Origin of the sequence: Blautia ammoniilytica (assembly GCF_025566965.1) — a bacterium.
Lineage (GTDB): Bacteria > Bacillota > Clostridia > Lachnospirales > Lachnospiraceae > Blautia_A > Blautia_A ammoniilytica.
In genome coordinates, this window is sequence record NZ_JAOQJL010000001.1 from 62485 (window position 1) to 87471 (window position 24987).

Sequence of the window (24987 nt, forward strand, 5' to 3'; positions counted from 1 at the left end):
GCCATGGAAATTAAAGAGTTACAGAAAATTATTCAAGAGAATGGTGTAGTTGGTGCCGGCGGTGCCGGATTTCCTACATACATGAAACTGACCGATAAAGCGGATACGATTCTCATGAACTGTGCAGAGTGCGAGCCATTACTGAAATTACACAGACAGTTATTAGAGAAGCACGCATATGAGATCATGAAGACCTTCCATATGGTTGCAGAGACTGTGGGAGCGTCAGAAGCGATTATCGGGATCAAAAGGTCCTATACACAGACGGTAAATGCTTTGAAGCAGCATATTGAAGAATTTCCGGGAATGAGGATTCATCTTCTGGACGAAGTTTATCCTATGGGAGACGAGGTAGTGCTGATTTATGAAGCTACCGGCAGAGTCGTAAGACCTGGCGGACTTCCTATTGAGCAGGGTGTGGCCGTTTTTAATGTAGAGACTTTGTATAACGTATACAGGGCTGTAGAGTCAGGAAAACCTGTAACAGACAAATATGTATCTGTTGTTGCAGAGGTAAATAAACCAGTAACTGTAAGAGTTCCTCTTGGCTGTACACTGGAAGAGGTAGTGGAGCAGGCAGGCGGTATTACAGTAAAAGATCCGGTATATTTTGTTGGCGGACCGATGATGGGACGTATTGGGCAGCCTTCTGATCCGGTGACAAAGACGACAAATGCGATCCTGATCCTGCCTAAGGATCATCTGATCGTGCAGAAGAAGCAGAGGACTTCTTCTATAGATTTGAAAAGAGCAGCATCAATTTGCTGCCAGTGTAATACCTGTACGGATCTGTGCCCGAGAAATAATCTGGGACATCCGATTGATCCGGCACGCTTTATGAGAGCAGCATCCAATCATGATTTTCAGGATCTGAATCCATACATAAATGCAAGTTTCTGCAGTTCCTGCGGTGTTTGTGAAATGTATGCATGTCCACAGAGTCTGGCACCAAGGACTTTGCTGGCAGACATGAAAGGCGGGTTACGTAATGCCGGGATCAGACCTCCGCAGGGGGTTCAGCCGGTGCCGGTAAAAGAATCCAGAGAGTATCGTAAGGTGCCTGAAGAAAGATTGATGGCAAGGCTTGGACTTACCAGATATGATAAGAATGCACCACTGGATGAAACTCTCGTACCTGTACCAAAAGTTCGGATCCTTTTAAGCCAGCATATCGGAGCCCCTGCCCAGGCAATTGTAAAGGCAGGAGATCAGGTTGAGAGGGGTCAGATGATCGGAGCACCTGCAAATGGTTTAAGTGTAGGGATTCATGCATCGATCACAGGTAAAGTAACAGAAGTAACAGACCGTTATATTGTAATTGCAAAGATGTAGAAAGGACGGACAGAACATGAGCAAAGCAATCGGGATGATTGAATTTAAAACCACATCCACAGGTGTAACCGCTGCAGATGCTATGGTAAAAACATCGGAAGTGGAGATCGTGGAGGCACAGACCGTATGTCCGGGCAAATATATTGCAATTATAACCGGAGATCTGAGCGCAGTAAAAGCTGCTGTTGAGACAGCAGTAACTACTTATGAGGATAAATGTATTGACAGTTTTGTCCTTGGCAATCCTCATGAATCTATTTTCCCGGCTATTTACGGTACCACACAGGTGGAAGAAATCAGTGCCCTGGGAATACTTGAAACTTATGACGCAGCCTCCATTATTGAAGCTGCTGACCAGGCTGCTAAGACAGCTATCGTAGATCTGATCGAACTTCGTATTGCTAAAGGTATGTGCGGAAAGTCCTATATGATGATCACAGGAGAGGTTTCTGCTGTGGAAGCATCTATCCAGAGAGCAAAGGAACTTGTTGCGGAAAAGGGAATGTACCTTGATTCCTCCGTTATTGCACATCCGGACAGGAGAATGATCGACAGTATCTTGTAATTTACAACAAAAAAAAGAAAAAGGAGGCAGATTAATGCTCGCATTAGAGAGACGGAACTTGATTTTAACAAAACTGCAGGAAGAAAAGCGGGTTGTGGTCAGCGAACTCAGCCAGCTTTATAACGTCTCTGAGGAAACCATACGCCGTGACCTGGATAAGCTTGAAAAAGAAGGGCTTGCCATTAAAAGCTACGGTGGTGCGGTGATCAATGAGAATGTAAGTATTGATCTGCCTTTTAACATCCGTAAGAATCAGAATGTGATCGGCAAACAGAGAATGGCAGAGATTGTAGCCTCCCTGATCCATGAGGGAGAAACAATCTCCATGGATGCCAGTACTACAGATGTATTCATTGCAAAAGCATTGAAAAGTAAAGAGAAACTCACTCTTTTAACTAATTCCATGGAAATCCTCCTGGAATTGACTGATGTGTCAGGCTGGAACATCCTGTCTACTGGTGGGACGATGAAAGAAGGATATCTGGCATTTCTTGGTTCAAAGACCGATGAAGCTTTCAGGTCTTATTATGTGGATACTGCTATTTTTTCCTGCAAAGCACTGGATCGAAATAGAGGGATCATGGAATCCCAGGAAGCATTCGGCTGTGCCAAGCGTGCAATGATCGCTTCGGGAAGAAAGAAGATTCTTGTGCTGGATAATGGCAAATTTGACCAGTCAGCTTTTTGCATAGCAGGTTCTTTTAAAGATGTGGATATTGTGGTGACAGATGTAAGACCAGCTGATGAGTGGATGCAGCTTTTTGATGAATGGGATATAAAGTGCCTGTACCCATCCTGCGAATCAGAAGAATAAGGAGCATGTGGTTATGAAAACATTTGAAATGAAAACAGTGATCCATTTTGGTGATAATTCACTGGAGCGGCTGAAGGTGATTCCTTATAAAAGAGTGCTGATCATTACAGATCCTTTTATTGCAAATGGGGATATGATCGATCTGATCACAGCACCACTGAAAAGCGGAGGGATACAGTATGATCTTTTTACAGATGTAGTACCGGATGCACCAATAGGGAAGATTGCTGAAGGAGTGAAAAAGTTTCTGGAGTATCAGCCGGAAGCAGTGATTGCTGTGGGCGGCGGATCTGCCATTGATTCCTCCAAAGCCATCCGTGAATTCGCTTTAAAGATCAATAATTATGGAAAGGTAGGCCTGATTGCCATTCCTACCACAAGTGGGACTGGCTCAGAGGTGACTTCCTTTGCGGTTGTAAATGATACAGATGCCCAGGTAAAATACCCGCTTGTATCTGACAGCCTTACGGCGGATGAGGCCATCCTGGATGCAGAACTGGTTCGCAGTGTACCTGCTTCTGTAACAGCAGATACAGGAATGGACGTATTTACCCATGCACTGGAGTCTTATGTAAGCACGGATCACAATGAATTTTCAGCAGCATTGGCTGAGAAGGCAATTGAGATATGTGGTGTATTCTTACTTCGTGCTTATCTGGATGGCAATGATATGCATGCACGCCAGAAGATGCATGTAGCTTCCTGCCTTGCAGGGCTTTCCTTTAACACGGCAGGATTGGGGATTACCCACAGTATGGCACATCAGCTAGGTGCTATGTTCCATATTCCCCATGGAAGGGCGAATGCAATGCTTCTTCCCCATATTGTGGAGTTCAATGCAAATATCAATAAACACAGCAAGAGCCAGAAGGAATATCTTCCGGCTGTGAAGCGGTATTCTAATATTGCACACGTCCTTGGACTAAGCAATTATAATAAAGTGATGAGTGTACGTTCTCTTGTGAACTGGATCCAGTTTATGCAAAAAGAGATGAACATACCGTTGACCATTCAGGAAATGAAAACGATCACACCGGATGTTTATTTTGCAGCAATCGACCGGATGGCCGAGGCAGCTTTGGCAGATGCATGTACAGCTACTAATCCAAGAGTTCCTACCAAAGAAGACATCGTAAAGATCTATACAAAACTCTGGTCTTTTTAAATGAGCAAGCAGCAGGACAGTTCCATAACTGTCCTGTAAATATATACAGTTTTGAACCTAATTAATTAGCCGGGCGGGTCACGGATATCCGCTTAACTAATGAACATATACGTTTCTGTTATGCGGAATGCAGGGACGTATCACTTAAAAAGTCTTTTTATTAGAAAAGGTAGATACTATGAAAAGATCAAAAAGAATAGAAGCTTTAGACAAGCGGGCAGTAAATCTGGATGGTTTTATTGATGAGTGGCCGGAGATGGGATTTGTGGCAATGCACAGTCCTTACGATCCCAAACCATCGGTAAAGGTAGAGAATGGAATGATTACAGAACTGGACGGAAAGAAAAGAGGAGATTTTGATTTTCTGGATCAGTTCATTGCAGATTATGCAATTCGGGTGGATCGGGCAGAAGCGTCCATGGCGGTGCCTTCTCTTGAGATCGCACGGAAGATCGTAGATATTTCCGTATCCAGAAAAGAAATCCTTTCGATCGTATCAGGGATCACACCTGCAAAAATGGCAGAAGTGATCAATCATCTGAACGTGGTGGAAATGATGATGGGCATGCAGAAAATGCGTGCAAGAAAGGTGCCAGGCAATCAGGCACATATTACAAATCTGAAGGACGATCCGGTGCAGATTGCAGCAGATGCTGCTGAAGGTGCACTTCGTGGATTCAGGGAAGAAGAAACCACCATGGGTGTGGCAAGATATGCGCCTTTTAATGCCATAGCACTTCTGATTGGCTCACAGGCTGGCAAGAAGGGAGTTCTGACCCAGTGCTCTGCAGAAGAGGCCACAGAGTTGGAACTGGGGATTCGTGGGTTTACTACCTACGCAGAGACATTGTCTGTATATGGAACCGAGAAAGTCTTTATTGATGGGGATGATACTCCTTATTCAAAGGCATTTCTTAATTCAGCTTATGCCTCCAGAGGTCTAAAAGTCAGATTTACTTCAGGTGCAGGCTCCGAAGTATTGATGGGAAGCAGTGAACAGAAATCCATGCTTTATCTGGAATGCAGATGCCTTTATGTAACCAAAGGCGCTGGTTCCCAGGGAATCCAGAATGGTTCTGTAAGCTGTATTGGTGTTGCGGCCGGCGTTCCGGCTGGTATCCGTGAGGTTATGGGAGAAAATCTTGTGGCAGCACTTTTGGGACTGGAATGTGCATCTTCCAATGACCAAAGCTTTTCTAACTCAGACATGAGAAGGACAGCAAGAACTATGCTTCAGTTTATGCCTGGAACGGATTTTATTTTTTCTGGTTACGCGGCTGAGCCAAATTACGATAATATGTTTGCAGGCTCCAATTTTGATGCAGAGGATTTTGATGATTACAATGTAATGCAAAGAGATATGCAGGTGGATGGCGGGCTCAGGCCGGTTACTGAGGATGAAGTGATCCGTGTACGCCGCACTGCAGGAAAGGCAGTTCAGGCAGTATTTAAATACCTGGGGCTTACTGAGATTACCGATGAACAGGTGGAAGCAGTTACCTATGCACATGGAAGTAAAGATACATTGAACAGAGATTCTGCAGCAGATATTATGGCAGCGGATGATCTGATGAAGCGTGGGATCACAGGGATTGATGTGGTGAAAGCATTGGCAGAAAGCGGATTTGAGGAACTGGCACAAAGTATCCTGAACATGCTGAAGCAAAGAGTGATTGGTGATTATATGCACACAGCTGCTATCCTGGATGAACATTTTCAGGTAATGTCCGGGGTTAATACACCTAATGATTATATGGGACCGGGAACCGGTTATCGTGTAACAGGAGAGCGTTGGGAAGAAATCAAAGCCATTCCTCATAGGATCAATGTAGACGAATTTTAGGAGGCTGTGTTATGAAAATAGATGAACAACTGATACGTGCTGTTACTGCAGCAGTAGTGGAACAGTTGCAGAAAAACGGGCAGCTCCACTTGGATACAGTAAGAGATACAACAAACAACAAAGAAGGCTATAAACTTGCCGGAAGAACACGGATGAAGCCAAAGCATTCTTATAAGGACACTGTAAAAGCAGAACAGGGCACTGATCCAAAAGAGATCGTAATCGGTGTGGGAGCTGCTTTTCAGACAGAGATTCGCTCTACGATCTGTGGGATTCCTTTAGATAAGGTTTTGCAGAATGTACAGGCTGGGATTGAGGAAGAAGGCATGGTTTCCAGAGTTGTAAAGGTTCTGGACACTTCAGACGTTGGATTTATGGCACTTCAGGCTGCCAAGCTTTCCGGTTCAGGGATTGGTATAGGGATCCAGTCAAAAGGTACCACTGTGATCCATCAAAAGGATCTATATCCCTTATCTAATCTGGAACTATTTCCGCAGGCACCGCTGATGTCATTGGATACTTACAGGAAGATTGGCAGAAATGCTGCCAAATATGCAAAAGGGGAGAAAGTAACACCTATTGAATGTACCAATGACCCTATGGTGCGTGCCAAATATCAGGTAAAGGCAGCTCTGATGCATATTGTGGAGACAGAACAGCTGGATCCGGAAAAAGGGATGATCAGTTGGGAGGGAGTATGATGAGTAATTATCCTCTTGGACAAAATGAAGCAGATACCATAACTTCTAAGACAGGGAAAAAGTTGAATGAGATCACTCTGGAAGAAGTTAAAAAAGGAAATGTAACAGCTGAAGACATTAAGATTTCATCTGAAATGCTGAAACGTCAGGGAAAAGTAGCCCAAGAAGCAGATAATCCTCAGATGACTGCAAATTTTGAGAGAGCGTCAGAATTGGTGAATGTTCCGGATGATGTGATTTTAGATATGTACAACAAGCTGCGACCTAATCGTTCTTCGAAAAAGGAACTGGTGCTGATGGCACAGGAGCTTCTGGAAAAATACCAGGCGCCCCATTGTGCAAAGCTTGTACTGGAAGCAGCAGAAATATATGAAAAAAGGGGAATTCTTCTTTGAAACTGATTGCTGGTGTTGATATAGGAAATTCCACAACTGAAGTATGTATTGGGGCGATAGAAGACAATGGCAGATTCCGCTTTCTTTCCAGTGCTTCCAGGATGACCACGGGTACCAAGGGAACATTGCCTAATGTTCACGGGATCAAGGCAGCTCTTACAGAAGCAATGGAGCGGATCCATGAGCCTGTGGAGCGGCTTTCCCTTATTCGTTTGAATGAGGCTGCACCTGTGATCGGGGATACTGCAATGGAAACCATTACAGAGACGATCATTACAGAGTCTTCCATGATTGGACATAATCCTTCTACACCAGCAGGTGCAGGAGAGGCGGTCGGCCGTCTGATATTTCTTGAGAATTTATGGAAGGGCGAGGCAGGAGCAGCCTATATAGTAGCTGTGTCTAACAGATTTTCATATGAAGAAGCAGCCGCCAGGCTGAACCAGTTTCTGCCGGAACTGGATATCCGAGGACTGATCCTTCAGGCAGATGAGGCTGTACTTGTGGAAAATAGATTGAACCGCAAGATGCCCATTGTGGATGAAGTGAAACATATTACCAGGATTCCAGAAGGAAAGCTGGCTGCTATTGAGGTTGCCTTGCCAGGTACATCTGTCAGGATGCTTTCCAACCCTTATGGGATCGCAACCCTTCTCGGGCTGGATGCACAGGAAACAAAAGCCATTACTCCTATTGCCAAAAGTCTTGTGGGAAAAAGAAGTGCAGTAGTGATCCGCACACCTCATGGAAATATGAGAGAGAATATTCTGCCGGCAGGGGAGATCCATTTAAAAGGGGAGAAAGATCTGCAGGTGAATATTGATGCAGGTGCAGATGTGATCATGGAAGCAGTTGCCCAGGCAGGGGAGATCCAGGATATTACAGGGCAGGATAATACCAATGTGGGAAATATGTTGAAGCGGATCAAGAATGGTATGGCTGAGGTAGCTGGCAGCAAAGGAGATGAGATACGGATCACAGACATCCTGGCTGTGGACACCCTGGCGCCTGTAGAGATCAGCGGATCTCTGGCTGGAGAAACCTGTATGGAGAAGGCGGTTGGCATTGCAGCTATGGTAAAGACCCAGCATCTGCCTATGCAGCAGATCGCAGACAGATTAGAGGAAGAGCTCCACGTAAAGGCATCAGTTGCCGGGGTGGAGGCAGTGATGGCTTCCCTTGGTGCAATGACTACACCTGGTACCAGGCTTCCGCTGGCAATTCTGGATATGGGAGGAGGATCTACAGATGCAGCCGTCCTTGAACCGGATGGTTCTGTAAGGACTACCCATCAGGCAGGTGCCGGTGAACTGGTTTCCATGCTGATACAGACAGAACTTGGTCTTGGCAGCCGGGTTACAGCAGAACAGATCAAGAAGTATCCTATGGGAAAGGTGGAAAGTCTGTTTCATATGCGTTTGGAAAATGGAGCTATGCAGTTTTTCCCGGAATCCATAGATCCAAGATATTTTGGTCATGTGGTTTTGCTTGCACCAGGCGAGATGCTGAAGATTGAAGAAGACATTCCTATGGAACGTATCCTAGAGGTGCGGCAGGATGCCAAGAAAAAGGTATTTGTGAGAAATGCGATTCGTGCACTTAGGACAATAGCACCGGGGAATGACCTTAAAAATATACCCAATGTGGTTTTAGTTGGCGGTTCAGCAGAGGATTTTGAGATACCAGAGATGCTGATGGCGGCTCTTTCGGAATATAGGATCGTATGCGGACGAGGAAATATCAGAGGGACAGAAGGTCCAAGAAATGCAGTAGCAACAGGGCTTTTGATGTCCTATCTTGGGGAGAAACACCAAGGGTAAAGTAAGAACAGGAAGGAGAAGAGGCAATGGTTGTGAACAGGCCGGAGATCATCTTGTATACCTGCAGGCCGGATGAGGATTATCTGAAGGAAGTCTGTGCCGGGATTGAAGAAGAAGGCGTATTATATCGTATATACAGCCGTCAGGGAGATCTGGATACACTGGCTTTTGAAGCAGCAGCTGTCTCTATGCTAGGCTGTGGGATCGGGATCACAGGTAGCAAGCTTGCCATGCAGATGCAGCATCTTCCTAAAGGGAAAAATGTTTTTGAATTGAATTGTCCCAGATTCTGGCAGTGTCGTAATTTGGGAGCCAATAGCGCAAGGGCTGTAAAAAAGATGCCCTTTAAATCTGTAATAACCGGAAAAATGGAGGAATCACTGTTATGAATATTTATACGAAAGGCGGAGACAAAGGGACAACAAGTCTTGTACATACAAAAAATGTGTCAAAGTCAGATGACAGGATTCAGCTGGTTGGCACCATTGATGAGCTGACCAGTCACATTGGTCTGGTAAAATCCATGTTAACGGATCCGGATATGATACAGAATCTGGAAAAGATCCAGTCTACACTGATCACTTTAATGGCTGGGATCGCCGATCCTTATAAACGGGATTATCGGATCAGTGATGAGGAAACCAGTTTTCTGGAAGCAGAAATTGATCGGCTAGAAGGTTTGTTTGACAGACCAAAGGAGTTTATTCTTCCAGGTGCCAGCCGTCTGTCAGCAGAGACGGATGTGGCACGTACTGTGGCCAGGCGGGGAGAACGGGTGTTGGCTGCGGTCAGTGTGAAATTCGGGGCAGACAATGGTGCAAAAAAATATATGAATCGTCTGGCAGATTATCTTTATGTACTGGCAAGGTATATAGATGCCAGAGAAATGGGACATTCAAAAGATAGTGCATCAGGAAAAGAAGAATTTGCAGATAAGAAAAATCTGCAGAACAGAGGAAGTATTATGGGACAGAAGGAAATGCCAGTCAGTGAGGCGGTGATACAGGAAGTTTTGAAAAGAATGGGAATACAGGGAAAGATTACTTTGGACAGTGCCAAAAGGCTGATCGAAGCCATAGAACAGGAGGCACAGCGAAGAGGAAAGAAGGCTGTGATCGCCGTCTGCGGTCCGGATGGGAATCCCATTGCAGTTCATGTGATGGATGGCGCATTCCTGGTAAGCTTTGATGTAGCTATCAAAAAGGCATATACTTCTGTAGCTGTTAAAATGACAACAATGGAACTCTCAGCACTTGCCCAGCCAGGAGGGACTTTCTATGGACTGGATAAAATGGACAATGGAAAGATTGTGATCTTTGGCGGTGGTGTACCCCTGAAAGTAGGGGATACTATTATCGGAGGATTGGGTGTTAGCGGCGGCACCGGAGAGGAAGACCATTCTCTGGCAGAGTATGGTCTGAGCATTCTGGATCAGGTACTATGATAAAGATGTGATGGTGCAGTTTTGGGCAGCCATATGTAGAACTGTGCATCAAGCCTCACGTGCGTTCGACTTGAAATTTTAGAAAAGACATTTTATTTTATGAAGGAAACAGACCTGCGTTTTTTTTCATGTAAGATGTCTTTTTTTGATGAAAATGAAAATAGGGTGGATATAAACATCCTGCAAACTTTCGGTGAAATATATCTTTATGTTGGAAAAAAAGACAGGATCAGAAGGGAAAACAGGTGCAACCTGTCAAAATATGCAAAATGAGAGGGTTTTCTTTTGGTTGTATTCTGGCAGATGCTTTGATAGAATGGAGGAAACGAAAGAGGGAATAAGTAAAAAACATGTCTGCTGTCAGTTCTGAACAGCGAAAATCTCCCATCTTTTTATTTTTTTGTCTAAAAACCGGAAGTCAGGCTGATAAACAGCGAAGACTTCCGGTTTTGTCTATAATTTTTTATATTTTCCTGGCGTGGTACCTTTGTATTTACGGAAGGTACGGATAAAATAGCTTAAATCATTAAAGCCTGTCCGATAGGCAATCTCAGTAATGGAGTCATCTGTGGTGGAAAGCTGGTAGCAGGCCTCCTCAATCCGTTGTCTGTTCAGGTAGTCCATCGGGGTCTGGTGGGTCATTTCGGAAAAAAATCTGCAGAAATATTTTGGGGACATGGAAACAGAGGCAGAAAGCTGCTGCAGGGTCAGAGGACTGGAATAATTCTGTTCAATAAATTCGACCACCTGCTTCAGCTGCTGAAGTCTCTTATAGTCACGTCTTGTTTTGGAAATCCGGTCAAGATATAATTGTTTACCAAAAACAAGTCCGAAAAAATGATAAAATTGTCCAATAACTGTCATTTCATATCCTATGCTTTTTTCCAGGATAGCCTGAAAGATATCGTTCACAGTATCTACAATATCCGGGTATTTTCCTGTAAAATGATGATATACCATTAATTCCTGATGGGCAATCTTCTGGATGTATTCCCCACACAGGGTGTTTTGCTTGATAAATGTATTAATGTCAAAAACAATACATTCATATACACAGTCATTGTCTGGTATGCCACTGTGAAGAATACCACTGTTGACAAAAATAACATCACCTGCTTGTGCAGTAAAGCTTTTTTCGTCTAAAGTGACAGTAAGGCTTCCGCGCAGGATTCGCATGATCTCGTATTCCACATGCCAATGATAAGACATTTCATAGCGTGGGTGGCTGCTGTCAATGTGATGAAATTCAAAAGGAAACTGATATGTCCCTCTTGGCCGGTCTTCATTCTGATCCAATCCGTGCAAAAAATACATCTCCTTTCATTAAAATAGAAAAAGTGAATATTATGCTATTATTTGCTATTATAACACAAGTAATAATGTGCACACAACGGTATAATGAAAATCAGAGAAGGTTGTACATATGTATCTGTCAGGGGATAGACTAAGACAGATACACATTCTAAATTTTATTATGGGAGGTATTTAATATTATGGCAAAGAGCAGACTGATCGGTGAATATCCAGTAATCGGTATTCGTCCTACGATTGACGGCAGACGAGGCACTCTGGACGTAAGAGGTTCTCTGGAAGAACAGACCATGGGAATGGCAAAGGCTGCTGCAAAATTATTTGAAGAAAATCTGAAATATTCCAATGGCGAGCCGGTAAAGGTTGTAATCGCAGATTCTACCATCGGACGAGTTGGTGAATCAGCAGCATGTGCTGATAAGTTCAGAAGAGAGGGCGTAGACATTACCCTTACTGTTACTCCATGCTGGTGCTACGGTTCTGAGACAATGGATATGGATCCACAGACTATTAAGGCAGTCTGGGGCTTTAATGCAACAGAAAGACCGGGAGCTGTATATCTGGCATCTGTTCTTGCTACACATGCACAGAAAGGACTTCCTGCATTTGGTATTTACGGACATGAGGTTCTGGATGCAGATGACATGGAGATGCCTGAAGATGTTAAAGAAAAAATGCTTAGATTCGGACGTGCAGCAGTTGCAGTTGCTTCTATGAGAGGTAAATCCTGGCTGCAGATCGGTTCTATCTGTATGGGTATCGGCGGTTCCATTATTGACTCTGATTTCATCGAGTCCTACCTTGGAATGCGTGTAGAGTCTGTGGATGAGGTAGAGATCATCCGTCGTATGACAGAAGGCATTTATGATCACGAAGAGTTTGAGAAGGCTCTGAAATGGGCAAAAGAAACATGTACCATCGGATTTGATAAGAACCCACCAGAACTGCAGATGACAGAAGAACAGAAAGAAGAGCAGTTTGAATTTGTTGTTAAGATGGCAGTTATCGTTCAGGAGCTGATGAACGGATGCGATAAGCTGGATCCGAAATTCTCTGAAGAAGCGATTGGCCATAATGCACTTGGAGCTGGATTCCAGGGACAGAGACAGTGGACAGACTTCTACCCCAATGGAGACTTTGCAGAGGCAGTCCTTAATACATCTTTTGACTGGAATGGAGCAAGAGAGCCATACATCCTTGCTACAGAGAATGATGTTCTGAATGGTCTTGGAATGATGTTTATGAAACTTTTGACAGGACGTGCACAGATGTTTGCGGATGTACGTACTTTCTGGAGCCCAAGCGCGATCAAGCGTGTGACAGGTTATGATGCAGAAGGCCTGGTTAAAGAAAATGGCGGTCTGATCCACCTGATCAATTCCGGTGCATGCTGTCTGGATGCAAGCGGAGAGGCAAAAGATGAGAACGGCACACCAGTCATGAAAGAGTGGTGGAATGTTACTGAGGAAGATCAGAAAGCAATCATGGCTGCTACTACATGGAATGCAGCTGATAACGGATATTTCCGTGGCGGCGGATTCTCCTCCAGATTTGTTACAAAGGCAACCATGCCTGCAACAATGATCCGCCTGAACCTTGTAAAGGGTCTTGGACCGGTTCTTCAGATTGCGGAGGGATGGACTGTAGAGCTTCCTGAGGATGTATCTGATACTCTTTGGAAACGTACAGATTATACATGGCCATGTACTTGGTTCGTACCAAGATGCGATGGCAAAGAGGGCGCATTCAAATCTGCATACGACGTTATGAACAACTGGGGTGCTAACCATGGCGCAATTTCCTATGGACATATTGGTGCAGACCTGATCACTATGTGCTCCATGCTTCGTATTCCTGTATGTATGCACAATGTATCTGAAGATCAGATCTTCCGTCCGGCAGCATGGAATGCTTTCGGTATGGATAAAGAAGGCGCTGATTACCGTGCATGCAAGAATTACGGACCATTATACAAATAATGGGATGAGTGTGGGAGTACAGACAAGAAGTAATTTGCAGGTATCGTAGACTGCATCCTGTATCCTGACTTTATAAATAGTAGTATTCACCTGCCTGACCGTCTGAATGGATGGTCAGGCGTTTTTTCTGCAAAAAATGACAAAAAAAGATTGAAACTTTCCATGGAAATGATAGAATAAAAAATAATAGGCAATTTTCCAATCAATGTATCTTATGAGGGAAATGGACAGTTGCATTAGCAGAAAGAAAGGGAATGGAAGAACCATATGAAGAATATTCTAAAAGGATTTTTGGGAGCTGTGTTTACTGTTCTGTTTACCATTACAGTATGGGCAGATGCAGGTAATACACAGAGTATAGATTATCCCACAGATTATTATATGATCGTGGAAAGTAAAGAAGGCGGTATTGATATATATGCTGAGCCGGATCTTTCTAGCCAGAAGCTGAATGATCAGCTGATTCCTAATGGGACAGCCCTTCATATAGAAGGTGAAAAGCAAACAGAAGATAAGCGTATATGGGGTTATACCAAATATCATGGCATGTATGGATTTGTTCCTACAGATGATCTGAAGCCGGTTACCCGTTCACAGGCTGTACAGTCTGAGTATTATTTATATGGTGGTAAGGATGCAGATTATGACCTTACGGTTGCAGCAAAAGATGGCAGCGTTGCTTTGTACCATGGCCCTGGAGAGAAGTATGACACAGTGTCCGGCGCAGACCAGATACCAAATGGACAGGTGCTGCATATTACAGCAGAGGCAGATACAGGCGAGGATGGCCTGTGGGGAAAGACGGACTATGAAGGATTGGAAGGTTGGGTAAATATTCATCAGGCCAAAGGCGAAGACTCCAAGGGAGAGGACGCAGATGGGATAGAGATTATTGAGACTGTAAATCCAACTGAGAAAGATACACCAACAAAGGAGCCGGAGGCAGCTTCTGTAAAGAAGTCGAAAGCTGCACCTGCAAAGAAGGCACAGGCTACACCTACTAAGAAGCCGGAAGTCACACCAACAAAGGAACCAGAGGCTACACCGACTAAGAAGCCGGAAGCAACACCTACTAAGAAGCCAGAGGCTACACCGACTAAGAAGCCGGAAGCTACACCAACAAAGGAACCAGAGGCAACACCTACTAAGAAGCCTGAAGCTACACCAACAAAGGAACCAGAGGCAACACCTACTAAGAGGCCTGAAGCTACGCCAACAAAGGAACCAGAGACAGTAACACCTACAGAGGAAGCGGTAACACCTACCGAAGAGGCGGTGACACCTACAGAGGAGGCAGTTACGCCAACGGATAAAGCTTCTGCTGAGAAGGATGCAATGGCAAAGGAAGCTTCTTCCCAGGAAACAAAGGCTGAAAAAGGGATTGGTAATTTGGCTTTATGGATACTTTTGGCAGCTGTAGTGATAGGGTTGATCATAGTAGTGGTTCTTATGAAAAAGAACAAGAAGAATTAAATCAGAATACAAAAAGAACGGCCATATATCTTTCTGATGAAACAGGAGGATATATGGCCGTTTTTTATGTACTATGAAATAACTTTGTAATGAAAGATTATTTGTTGATTACAACGCCTTTCTGAAGCATTACGTTGGCATATACAGCCTTTTCACTTGTTGCAATAATGCAATAAGCAGTTTTGGCTTCTTCATAAAATGCAAACCGTTCAATATTGCCCACAGCAGAAGCACCACGGGAATCATGCTTGGTAACAATTTCTTTATAAGTATCCCAGATAGGTGTAGCCACCTGATCTCCTGGCATGACTTCCATCAGATTAACCGGATGATCTACATAAGTATCCAGTGGGATCATAGTAAGAATGGCATCCAGGATCTCAGGTACACCATGGCCATCGCACCGTACGATCACTGCATTTTTACCCATAGATTCTACAGGAAAATTACCGTCTGCAATTACAAGACGGTCGCTATGACCCATTTCACATAATACCTTTAATAATTCAGGTGATAAAATTTCAGGAACTCCCAATAACATTGTTTGCTCTCCCTTCTGTTCTTTTTTTATAGAGTACATGGAGACAGAAGAGATTGCAAGGCAATATTTTACTGAAAAAGATGAAATAGTTACGGAAAAGTTACTGTGAAAAGCTCTACGGAAAATCTGCAAAAAACACAAGCAACCGTAACATTGGAAATATTCGCAGCTTATTTAAAGAAATTGGCTGAACTCAACTTTTTCTTTATTGGGGCCTTCAATGGTAAAAAACTTCACTCCATTGTCCCAGAAAGGCAGGAAATGGATCTGGTCATTTAAGGTGTTAAGGTCATGTCTGCATACCAGGTTGTATACAGCTTCAATATCTGTAACATTAATGGCAATATGCTCTATAGCACCGTAAGACATAGACGTAGAATCACACTCATAGGCTTCAATTACAAGATCACCAAGTTTTAAAAAGTTTACAGACTTACCGGTATCCTCCATTGTTGTGGAAAAGGCAATTTCAAATCCAAGCTCTGAGTAGAATAAAAGGGTTTCTGCCATGTCGGTTGTAGGAATGCCGATGTGCTGAATACCGGTAGCATAATCTTTGATTTGCATGTTATAAATCTCCTTTCGCATTTCAATTTTGTTATATGTTACATGCCCCACATCAGATAGCCAAAATGACGAGATATTCTTAGAAGAGATGTGAGGTGATATCTTATATATGTTTTACGGATTTGGTGCTGGAGCTGCGGCCGTATACAACATTTTGACCGGAACGGCTGTAAGCACGTACCCTGTAACGATAAGTGCTGCCCTTTACAGCTTTTGTATCTGTATAGGTAAGACTGCGGCTTACTCCCGCCTTTTTCCAGCCTTCATTTTCATAGCGGTAGATCACATAGCCTGTAGCACCGCTGCACCGTTTCCAGCTGAGGCGGATCCCCTGGGAAACAGACTTGGGGATTCTCAGTGTTACTCTGGACAGAGGAGTGGCAGCCGTGATGCCGGAGGTAAGATAGGAGCCAAGCACCTGTCGGTTGCCTGTGTTTGTAAAAGCTCTTACTGTATACGTGTTTATTTTTCCGGGAGCAACCGGGAAGGAGCGTGAGCTTATATGGATAAAGGAAGTGGTGCTGGCATCTGTGGAACCTAATAATTTCCAGCGTTTTCCTTTTTTAATGTAAATACGGTATCCATCTGCATCGGCTACCTTTTTCCAGGAAATCAGATTCCTGTTTGCAGAAAGAGAAGATACTTTTTTTAAGGCTGGTGCAATGGCTTTAGGGATTCCTGTCTTTCCCTTCGAATCATATCGGCTGGTTCCTGTTTTGGAAACAGCACGTACTGTGTAGGTATAAGTGGTTCCAGGCGTTAAATAACGGTGATTGTAACCATTTCGTTTGATGCCTTTTTGAAGGACTTTCCATGATTTGACATTACCCTCTTTGTAATAGAGAGTATAAGAAGCGGCACCAGGAATCTTGTCCCACATGATCCGAAGGGAACGGGAACTTGTAGCCTTCACAGTATGGATCTTCGGGGTACGCAGACGCGAATCCACTGTAACGGTCAAAGCAGTGGTGACCTGGGAGTCCCCCTTCAGGGTTATGGTGATCCTGGCTTTTCCGGCACGCTTGGGGGTCAGGATCCCGCTGGAGGATACTCTGCACACAGAGGGGCTGGCGCTTGCGAAAGTAAGGGCAGATGGAGAGATCTGTACATGGGAAAAGCCATTGTCAATAAAAAACTCAACTTCTTTTCTTTCGCTAAGGCCAAGCTTCATATTGCCGGTTGCATAAAATTTAAACGGGATACCGGATGAAGAAATAAAGGGTATTTCTGCAGAAACAGTACTGCTGGTATAAGCGTTCATATCAGCGGGAGTGGTAACCTGCTTTCCGTAAAGGAGTACCCAATAGCTTACACCTCCGGCAGTGATGGCTCCAACACCTGCAGCCGTGTAATCGGCATTAAAAATACCTGCCTGATCATCTCCGTTCATCCACACTGCCAATGCTTCAGAAGCGGTTCCCTGTCCTGCAGAAATGCTTTCGTAAGAAGCATCCAGGCAGGCTGTAAGTCCGGAAACACCAATAGGCCGTGTATGGGAATAAAGCACCGAAAGCTCACCGGCACGCTTCATGGCTGCATCCAACAGAGCTGTGTCCATGGTAAGCGGGGAAAGGCCTTTGGCTGAACGCTGTTGATTTACAAGGGCAACCAGCTGGGACGCACTTTCATAATCATAAGTAATATTAATGGGAATCCTGCTGGCTGTTTTCAGAAGTTCATCTGCAGGGTTTACCCGGGTATCTGGACGAATAGATACAGAGGCTGTATCCGGAAAAGCATGGTCGCCTACTGTTACAGAGGCATAGGGCAGAACCACGGAGGTGATGCCTGTATTATAAAATGCATATCTACCAATAGAAATCAGGCCCTCCGGAAGCGTAATCTGATTAAGAGAAGGGCAACCCATAAATGCCTGATACCGGATCTCCTTCAGAGAAGAAGGAAATACCACTTCTTTCAGGGAAGCAGATTGTCCGAAGCATCCGTTAGGGATCAAGGTAACACCTTCCGGGATCTGGATCCGTTCCAGGGAATTGCAATAGCTGAAACTGTTGTTGCCGAATTCGCGGATTCCTGTACCGAATATTATGCTGGAAAGACTGCCGCAATATTGGAAGCACTGGGTAGGAATCTGGGTCAATCCGTTGCCGATGGTAACATCTGCCAGCTGTCCGCAGCTGGAAAAAGCACTGGTTCCCATTTCCGTTACGGTATCAGGGATCCTGATGGAGGTCAGGCGGCTTTTATAAAAGCTGGCAAGTCCAAGCCTGGATACCTGGTTCAGATCCACAGTCTGCAGATTGGCTGCATAAAAAGCATACACGCCAATGGTCTTTACCGAATCAGGTACCTGGTAGCTTTGCGCTGAGCGGGCAGGTGGGTAAAGACATAAAGTGGTCATGTCTTTTGTGAAAACAACACCGTCCACGCTCAGGTAAGAAGGATTCTCCGGGGAAACAAGCAGCTCCTGCAGCCATTCGCAGCCAAAAAGCATTTTGTCAGAAAGCGTGGTCAGAGAAGCCGGAAGAGTCAGGAAAGTGATCTGGGTTGCCTGAAAAGCAAAATTACCAATCCTTGAAACTGAATCTGGCAAAGAAACAGAAGTCAGGGAGGTACATTCTGCAAAGGCACCATCACTGATCCCTTCCAATGTATCCGGAAGGGATACAGAAGTTACTTTAGAAAATCCGTAAAAAGCAGCGGATCCGATCTGGGTGATCCCTGAAGTGATCTGGATCTGTGTAGCCTGGTCACGATAGCAGTCCCAGGAAGGACGTACATTCTGGCTGAAGTCTCCTGTACTGCCTGTACCGGAAAGAGTCAGGATCCCTGTATCTATGTCAAAAGCAGCCTGGATACTGGTACTTGCTGTCACATCCTCATTCTTAAGAGATGGGTCCCCATCCGAAAAAAGTGAAACATCGTCTGCATCTGCACCGAAAACATCTGTTTCCACGGAAGATTCATGGGCTATATCTATCGGTGTATCCAGGTCCGTGGAGTCTGCAGAAGCCACATCCTGGAAGTCTGCATCTTCTGATTCGTCAGAAGCATCTGTATTGTCTAAAGATTCATCTGTTACATCCTGAAACATGTCATCGGAAATGCTATTAGAAAAATTATTGGAAGCTTCTTCAAAAAGACTGGCATCATCTGTATAAGCTTCTTCTGTACCCCAGACCGGACCTGCAGGAGTGCAGACCATGGCAGCAGCCAGAAGGATGGCAATGTTTTTTCTTTTCAAACTAATTTCCTCCCTTGAAAATGATATTTGACTATTCAGATTATACCACCCACAGCTGAAAATAGGAATGCTTTTTGTGCAAAATTCAGGAGTTCCGTTGTAATAAAGGGGCGAATATGATACTATATTAGAAAAGAATTGGAGAGGGAGATCGTAAAAAGTACCGGCGGGCAGAAGATTGGGGAATGTATAAGGTGCTTTTACAAACAGGAAAAATAATGTATCGTATTTTATTAGTAGATGATGAGATCTTGGTAAGAGATGCTATCCGGGAGAATATTGATTGGGGAGCCATGGACTGCCAGCTGGTGGGGGATTGCGAGAATGGCAGGCAGGCTATGGAATTTGTAACAGAGCATCCGGTGGATATTGTTCTTACAGATATTTGTATGCCCTATATGGATGGCATGGAATTAAGTAAGTTTCTTCATGAAAAATATCCGGATATTTTTATTGTGATTTTTAGCGGGTTTGGAGAATTTGAATATGCCCAGAAGGCTATCCAGTATGGTGTGAGTGAATATCTTCTTAAGCCTGTTACTGCTATGGAACTGCGGGAAGTGATCGGCAGAGTAAAAGAGAAGATTGATGAGAAGCGTGGGGCCAGGGAGCAGATGGATTCGTTGCTTCGTACCTCTGAGGATTATCGGGACAACGCACTGATGATCCGGTCCGGAGCGATCGAGGGGCTTGTGTCCTGCACCAGGGATATTCAGGAAAGCCTTTATCAGCTGGAAAGGCTGGGGATTCATCTGGATGCCCAGTCCTACAAGGTAGCGATCCTTGACCTGGATGCCTATTCCCAGCTCTTCCAGATCGAGGCAGACCAGAGACAGGAAAGCCAGCTGATGACCTTTGTGCTTTTCAATATCAGTGATGAGATCGTAAGCCGTGAGAATGCAGGCATTGCATACCAGGAAGGCAGCAGCCGGGTCTGTGTTCTTTTTACTGGTGAAAAGAATAAAGAATTTGAAAGCCGGATCCAGGCAGTATGTAAAGAAATCCAGGAGAAAGCCGGAGAGGCCATCGGCATGGGAGTATCCGTTGGCATCGGTGGCTGGGTGAGAAGTCTGACAGAATTGCATTTTTCCCATGAGCAGGCACAGAAAGGGATTGAGTGCAGATATCTTCTTGGAGGTAATCTTCTTATTAATATGGAAGATGAAAAAGAACAGGAAAGCGGACTCTCCATTCAGGTGTTTCTGGAGGATCTGGCAGAAGGCATGAAAACAGGAGAATGGAACCTGGTACAAAGCAATCTGGATCAGATTGTACAACTTATTCAGAAGGCAAGGGTGGGGAAAACCCGGGCATGCGGCTATTTGCAGCAGATCATACGTACCATTGGCCTTTGTCTTGGATCTGTTACCGGGGATCATAAAAAAGAATTAAAGCAAAGAGAGTCACTGCAGGCAAAAATACCAGAACAGCGCACCTTCCAGGAAGCGGTGACACTGGTAGAAGAATATGCAAAAAAGTCCTTTGAGGAACTTCAGATGATGAATAGCTCCAGCGGACACAGACAGGCGGCCCTGGCTATGGACTACATAAAGACCCGTTATATGCAGCCGGATCTGAATCTGAATCAGATATGTTCTTATCTGAATATCAGTACCAGCTATTTTTCCACTATTTTTAAAGAATTGACAGGTGAGACATTTATCGAAGTATTGGGACGGCTGCGGATTGAAAAGGCAATGGAGCTTCTGGAGAGTACGACCTTGAAAAACTATGAGATTGCAGAAAAGGTAGGATTTGCAGATCCCCATTATTTCGGGATCTGTTTTAAGAAAATGACTGGGAAAACGCCTACCGAATATGCCCGGGAGAAACGCAGATGAGAGAGAAGAAGAAAAACAGGGACGTGCTCCGGCATTTTAAAAGTGTAAGGAGTGCACTTTTTGCTGCTATATCTGTAATGGTGCTGTGCGCTGTAGTTATTGTGGTAGCAATTTCCCTGCGTTTTACCAGAACTTCTGTATTTGATAATGCTGTGGTTTATACCAGGACGATTGTGCGCCAGACCAACCAGAATATCGATTCCTATATTGATTACATGGACAATATTGCAACTATGGTGTCAGGCAGCCGGGACACACAGACATTTCTGTATAATAAGGATGAAGAAACACTTCAGGTTTCGGAATGCAGACAGCGTCTGGTAGAGCAGTTTCGCACGATCTTGAAAAGCCGTAACGATATTCGTAACATTGGATTGATCCAAAAAGATGGGAACCGGCTTTTTAATAATGGAGGTCAGCAGAAGAATGCTTATCTGGATCTTGACACACAGGCATGGTATAAAAATGCTATAACCAGTAACCGTTCCGTACTTACTTCGTCTCATGTGCAGCATGTGATAAGGGGAGAACGCCCCTGGGTGATCACAGTAAGTCGTGGAGTACGTAATTTCACAGGAAGCGGCAACAGAGAAGGGGTTGTATTTATTGACCTGAATTACAGTGCCATCAGCGAATTGTGTGACCAGAACAGTATTGGTTCCAAGGGATACGTTTTCCTTCTTGACCAGGATGGAAATGTTGTTTATCATCCCCAACAGCAGCAGCTTTATAATGAACTTCAGACCGAAAATATCGATCTTGTCATGAATACAGACAAGGAAACGCTGATGGATGGAAGTGGGGACAATGCCAGGATCTATACGATTTCCCGGTCTGAGAAAACCGGCTGGACAGTAGTTGGCTGTACGAATGTAGCAGAGCTTTTGAAAGACAGCAAAAAGGCCAGAAGCATTTATGTGTTGGTAGCGGCAATCCTGGTGGTTGTAGCATTAGTTCTTTCCAATTTTATTGCAAGGAATATTACACGGCCGCTTCAGCAGCTTCGGGATTCTATGGCAAGGGTACAGGAAGGAGATTTCGGGGCAGCGGAAGTAGAAGTGACATCTCGGAATGAGGTGGGCAGCCTGACCAGATCCTTCAATGTGATGACCAGCAGGATTCAGGAATTGATGAAGCAGAATATTTATGAGCAGCAACAGAAAAGAAAAAGTGAACTGAAGGCATTGCAGTCCCAGATCAACCCGCATTTTCTGTACAATACCTTGGACTCTATCATCTGGATGGCAGAAGGGAAGAAAAATGAAGAAGTAGTGGTTATGACTGCTTCGTTGGCAAGGCTTCTCAGACAGAGCATCAGCAATGAAGAGGAACAGGTGCCTATTGGCCAGGAAGTGGAATATGCAAGAAGCTACCTGACGATCCAGAAAATGCGTTATAAGGATAAGCTGGAGTTTCAGATCCAAGTTGATGCCCAGATCATGGGAGTGCCCATCATTAAGCTGGTGCTTCAGCCGTTGATTGAGAATGCGATCTACCATGGACTGAAATATAAAGAAGGCAAAGGCCTTCTCATTGTGAGAGGATACAGGGAAGGGGAAAATGCGGTGCTCCAGATCAAGGACAACGGAGCAGGCATGGATGAACATACGCTTTCTCATATTTTTGAAAAACACAAAGTGAATTATCGGTCAAATGGAGTGGGAGTCTATAATGTACAGAAAAGACTTCAGTTGTATTACGGAATGGATTACGGCATTACATACAGCAGTAAGCAAGGAGAAGGAACCACTGCTTCTATTGTAATTCCTATGAATGTGATTCCCATGAAACAGGAGGCAGATCATGAAAAAATATAAAAAATGGATCGCTATGGGTGTGATCGGCTTCCTGATATTTCTTGGCTTTTTTACAGGCTATATCCTGCAGAAGCAGAAGAGCAGCACACCATTGTCTTTGATCTATATTCCTAAAACCGAAGACGGAACCAGTGATTTCTGGTCTTCTCTTATTTCCGGAGCCAGGATGGCTGCCAGTGAATATGGAGTTCAGCTGAAAGTGATGGCACCGAAAAATGAACAGGATGTTAAAGGCCAGGTCAGTCTTCTTAAAAAAGCAATCGAACAAAATCCGGATGGGATCCTTTTTTCTACATCCAGTAACAGCGCAGCCAATAAAGATCTGAAAAAAGCAAAAGAAAAAGGCATTTGCATTACCTATATTGATTCCTGTACCACAGAGGAATTGCAGGATCTGACTGTAGCCACAGACAATGTGGAAGCAGGGCGCAGGCTTGGGGAATATGCAAGGACGATCGTAGGCAAGGATGATAAGATTGCAGTGATCAGTCATGTGAAAGGGGTTTCCACAGCTGTGGAACGTGAGCAGGGATTCCGCGAAGGCCTGGGAGATTATGAGAAGAATATTGTGGAAGTGGTGTACTGCAATTCTCTTTTTGACAGATCTTACAATCTGGCAAAGGAACTGATGGAAAAGTATCCGGATCTGAAGATGATCGCAGGCATGAATGAGTATTCTTCTGTAGGTGCAGCCAGGGCGGTGAAGGAGGCGGAAGCAAAGGACCGGATCGCCACAGTTGGCATTGACAGTTCCCAGGAAGCAGTGCAGCTGATGGAACAGGGCGTATTTAAAGCATTTGTTGTACAGAAAGCTTTTAAGATGGGATATCTTGGAGTAAAAGAAACGATTCTTCACCTGGAAGGGAAAAAGGAGGAAAAGAACATTGATTCCGGCTGTGAATTGATCACTCCGGAAAACATGTACAACAGTGAGATGGAAAAGCTGTTATTTCCATTTAATACAAAAAAGAATACATAAATATCAAAAAAGGGAGCGGAGTGATCCGTTCTCTTTTTGCATTTTGGAAAAAAGGTAAAAAAATTCCTTACCGTAAATTTTTAACCTTTTTCAAGAATATATTCCATTAAAATCCAGATGGCCACAGGATATAATAATCACAGTTGAAGGGAAATGAAATGAGGAGGAACGGAAATGGAAAATTTCAAAAACAGCCCATTTGTAAAAAAGGTTGGATTTAACAGGATTGTATTATGTGGTGTGCTTCTTGTTATGTACATTGCATTTGCAATCATCAGCCCTACGTTTTTAAGCTATTCCCGAATCCTGAGTGCATTGAACTATGCGTACTTTCTAGGATTCCTGGCATTGGGAGTTACCTTTGTGATCGCCACCGGCGGTATTGATTTCTCAATCGGTCCGGTTATGTTCTGTGCAGCACTGATCGCAGGAAGACTTCTGACAAAAGACGGAATACCTACAGGAGCAGCTCTTCTGGTATGTGTTCTGGTAGGCCTTGTGTTTGGTATCTGGAATGGATTCCTGGTAGCCTACATGGGACTTCCGTCATTTATCTCTTCCATGGCTTCCATGATGCTGGCAAAGGGAATCGGTTCTGTATTTACACAGACACAGACCATCAGCTGGCCACAGTCAAGTGATGCATCTGGCTGGTACAGAAGCCTGGTAAGGATGAAGATCGGAAATACAGATGTTCCCACTGGTCTTCTGATCCTGCTTGTGATCGCAGTGATCTGCGCAATCATCCTGAATAATACAAAAGCAGGAAGATATATCCTCTGCCTGGGCAGCAACAAAGAAGCAGTCCGCTTATCCGGTGTTAATGTTAAGAAATGGGAAATGCTGGCATATGTGATCTGCGGAACATTGGCAGGAATTGCAGCAATCGCCTATGTTGGTTCCTATACAACAGTTCAGCCGGGACTTGGTGATACATTCAACAATGATGCTATTGCAAGCTGTGTTATGGGAGGAACTTCCATGGCAGGTGGCGTGGCCTCTATCGGAGGAAGTATTATTGGTGTTCTGATCGTATCACTTCTTCAGGAAGGTATCCTTGCAATGGGCTTCCAGAAAGATTATCAGTATGTAATTACCGGTATCATCGTTCTTCTGGCTGTGTATGCAGATGTTCGGAGTAAGAAGAGAAAGAACTGATGTGTGACTACAATAAAGTAGAGAGAAAGGATAGAGA

General features: G+C 44.3%; 21 protein-coding genes. 17 read left to right on the top strand and 4 right to left on the bottom strand.

From position 1 onward, the window contains the following. Positions 1–3 precede the first annotated feature (3 nt). The 11 genes from OCV61_RS00280 to OCV61_RS00330 all read left to right on the top strand — a co-directional run bounded on the left by OCV61_RS00280 (position 4) and on the right by OCV61_RS00330 (position 10352). Entirely contained in the window at positions 4–1332 is a 1329-nt protein-coding gene (locus tag OCV61_RS00280) for a 4Fe-4S dicluster domain-containing protein (RefSeq protein ID WP_158420043.1), read from the top strand. Positions 1333–1348: 16 nt separating this feature from the next. After that, positions 1349–1897, top strand: a complete 549-nt coding sequence (locus OCV61_RS00285) for a BMC domain-containing protein (RefSeq protein ID WP_158420044.1) — start codon at positions 1349–1351, stop codon at positions 1895–1897. Between the two features lie 34 nt (positions 1898–1931). Continuing rightward, entirely contained in the window at positions 1932–2711 is a 780-nt protein-coding gene (locus tag OCV61_RS00290; RefSeq protein WP_158420045.1) for a DeoR/GlpR family DNA-binding transcription regulator, read from the top strand. Positions 2712–2724: 13 nt separating this feature from the next. Continuing rightward, positions 2725–3876, top strand: coding sequence for a 1-propanol dehydrogenase PduQ (locus OCV61_RS00295; RefSeq protein ID WP_158420046.1), 1152 nt, complete (start codon positions 2725–2727; stop codon positions 3874–3876). Positions 3877–4054: 178 nt separating this feature from the next. After that, positions 4055–5719, top strand: a complete 1665-nt coding sequence (locus tag OCV61_RS00300) for a propanediol/glycerol family dehydratase large subunit (RefSeq protein ID WP_158420047.1) — start codon at positions 4055–4057, stop codon at positions 5717–5719. 11 nt (positions 5720–5730) lie between these two features. Then, positions 5731–6420 carry a propanediol/glycerol family dehydratase medium subunit gene (locus tag OCV61_RS00305; RefSeq protein WP_158420048.1) on the top strand — a complete coding sequence of 230 codons (690 nt, stop codon included), beginning with the start codon at positions 5731–5733 and terminating at the stop codon, positions 6418–6420. Then, complete coding sequence (locus OCV61_RS00310) at positions 6417–6815, top strand: diol dehydratase small subunit (RefSeq protein WP_244092998.1); 399 nt, start codon at positions 6417–6419, stop codon at positions 6813–6815. Before OCV61_RS00305 ends, OCV61_RS00310 begins: the two co-directional genes overlap by 4 nt. Then, positions 6812–8635 carry a diol dehydratase reactivase subunit alpha gene (locus OCV61_RS00315; protein WP_158420049.1) on the top strand — a complete coding sequence of 608 codons (1824 nt, stop codon included), beginning with the start codon at positions 6812–6814 and terminating at the stop codon, positions 8633–8635. The genes OCV61_RS00310 and OCV61_RS00315 overlap by 4 nt, the downstream gene beginning before the upstream one ends. A gap of 26 nt (positions 8636–8661) precedes the next feature. Beyond that, on the top strand, positions 8662–9024 hold the full coding sequence (locus OCV61_RS00320; protein ID WP_158420050.1) for a glycerol dehydratase reactivase beta/small subunit family protein: 363 nt from the start codon (positions 8662–8664) through the stop codon (positions 9022–9024). Next, positions 9021–10079: a cob(I)yrinic acid a,c-diamide adenosyltransferase gene (locus OCV61_RS00325; protein WP_158420051.1), complete on the top strand. Its 1059-nt coding sequence runs from the start codon at positions 9021–9023 to the stop codon at positions 10077–10079. Before OCV61_RS00320 ends, OCV61_RS00325 begins: the two co-directional genes overlap by 4 nt. Before the next feature lie 99 nt (positions 10080–10178). Then, positions 10179–10352 (top strand): hypothetical protein, encoded by a 174-nt coding sequence (locus tag OCV61_RS00330; protein WP_262582558.1) that lies wholly within the window; start codon positions 10179–10181, stop codon positions 10350–10352. A 180-nt stretch (positions 10353–10532) separates the two neighbouring features. Here the strand turns inward: OCV61_RS00330 and OCV61_RS00335 are convergent, their stop codons facing one another. Beyond that, positions 10533–11384 carry a helix-turn-helix transcriptional regulator gene (locus OCV61_RS00335; protein ID WP_158420052.1) on the bottom strand — a complete coding sequence of 284 codons (852 nt, stop codon included), beginning with the start codon at positions 11382–11384 and terminating at the stop codon, positions 10533–10535. A gap of 188 nt (positions 11385–11572) precedes the next feature. Between OCV61_RS00335 and OCV61_RS00340 the strand changes: the two genes are divergently transcribed. After that, entirely contained in the window at positions 11573–13369 is a 1797-nt protein-coding gene (locus OCV61_RS00340; protein WP_158420053.1) for an L-fucose isomerase, read from the top strand. Positions 13370–13636: 267 nt separating this feature from the next. After that, entirely contained in the window at positions 13637–14842 is a 1206-nt protein-coding gene (locus tag OCV61_RS00345) for a hypothetical protein (protein ID WP_158420054.1), read from the top strand. 97 nt (positions 14843–14939) lie between these two features. On the opposite strand, the gene OCV61_RS00350 is transcribed toward OCV61_RS00345, so the two are convergent. The 3 genes from OCV61_RS00350 to OCV61_RS00360 all read right to left on the bottom strand — a co-directional run bounded on the left by OCV61_RS00350 (position 14940) and on the right by OCV61_RS00360 (position 19155). Beyond that, positions 14940–15383 (bottom strand): RbsD/FucU family protein, encoded by a 444-nt coding sequence (locus OCV61_RS00350; RefSeq protein ID WP_158420055.1) that lies wholly within the window; start codon positions 15381–15383, stop codon positions 14940–14942. Positions 15384–15557: 174 nt separating this feature from the next. After that, complete coding sequence (locus OCV61_RS00355; RefSeq protein ID WP_158420056.1) at positions 15558–15950, bottom strand: VOC family protein; 393 nt, start codon at positions 15948–15950, stop codon at positions 15558–15560. A gap of 103 nt (positions 15951–16053) precedes the next feature. Continuing rightward, positions 16054–19155 carry a leucine-rich repeat protein gene (locus tag OCV61_RS00360; protein WP_158420057.1) on the bottom strand — a complete coding sequence of 1034 codons (3102 nt, stop codon included), beginning with the start codon at positions 19153–19155 and terminating at the stop codon, positions 16054–16056. Positions 19156–19373: 218 nt separating this feature from the next. Between OCV61_RS00360 and OCV61_RS00365 the strand changes: the two genes are divergently transcribed. From OCV61_RS00365 to OCV61_RS00380, 4 genes are all read left to right on the top strand, one after another. Further along, positions 19374–20996, top strand: a complete 1623-nt coding sequence (locus OCV61_RS00365) for a response regulator (RefSeq protein ID WP_158420058.1) — start codon at positions 19374–19376, stop codon at positions 20994–20996. Next, positions 20993–22813, top strand: a complete 1821-nt coding sequence (locus tag OCV61_RS00370) for a cache domain-containing sensor histidine kinase (RefSeq protein WP_158420059.1) — start codon at positions 20993–20995, stop codon at positions 22811–22813. Before OCV61_RS00365 ends, OCV61_RS00370 begins: the two co-directional genes overlap by 4 nt. Next, entirely contained in the window at positions 22800–23792 is a 993-nt protein-coding gene (locus OCV61_RS00375; RefSeq protein ID WP_158420060.1) for a substrate-binding domain-containing protein, read from the top strand. The genes OCV61_RS00370 and OCV61_RS00375 overlap by 14 nt, the downstream gene beginning before the upstream one ends. A 174-nt stretch (positions 23793–23966) precedes the next feature. After that, positions 23967–24950, top strand: coding sequence for an ABC transporter permease (locus OCV61_RS00380; RefSeq protein WP_158420061.1), 984 nt, complete (start codon positions 23967–23969; stop codon positions 24948–24950). Positions 24951–24987: the final 37 nt, after the last annotated feature.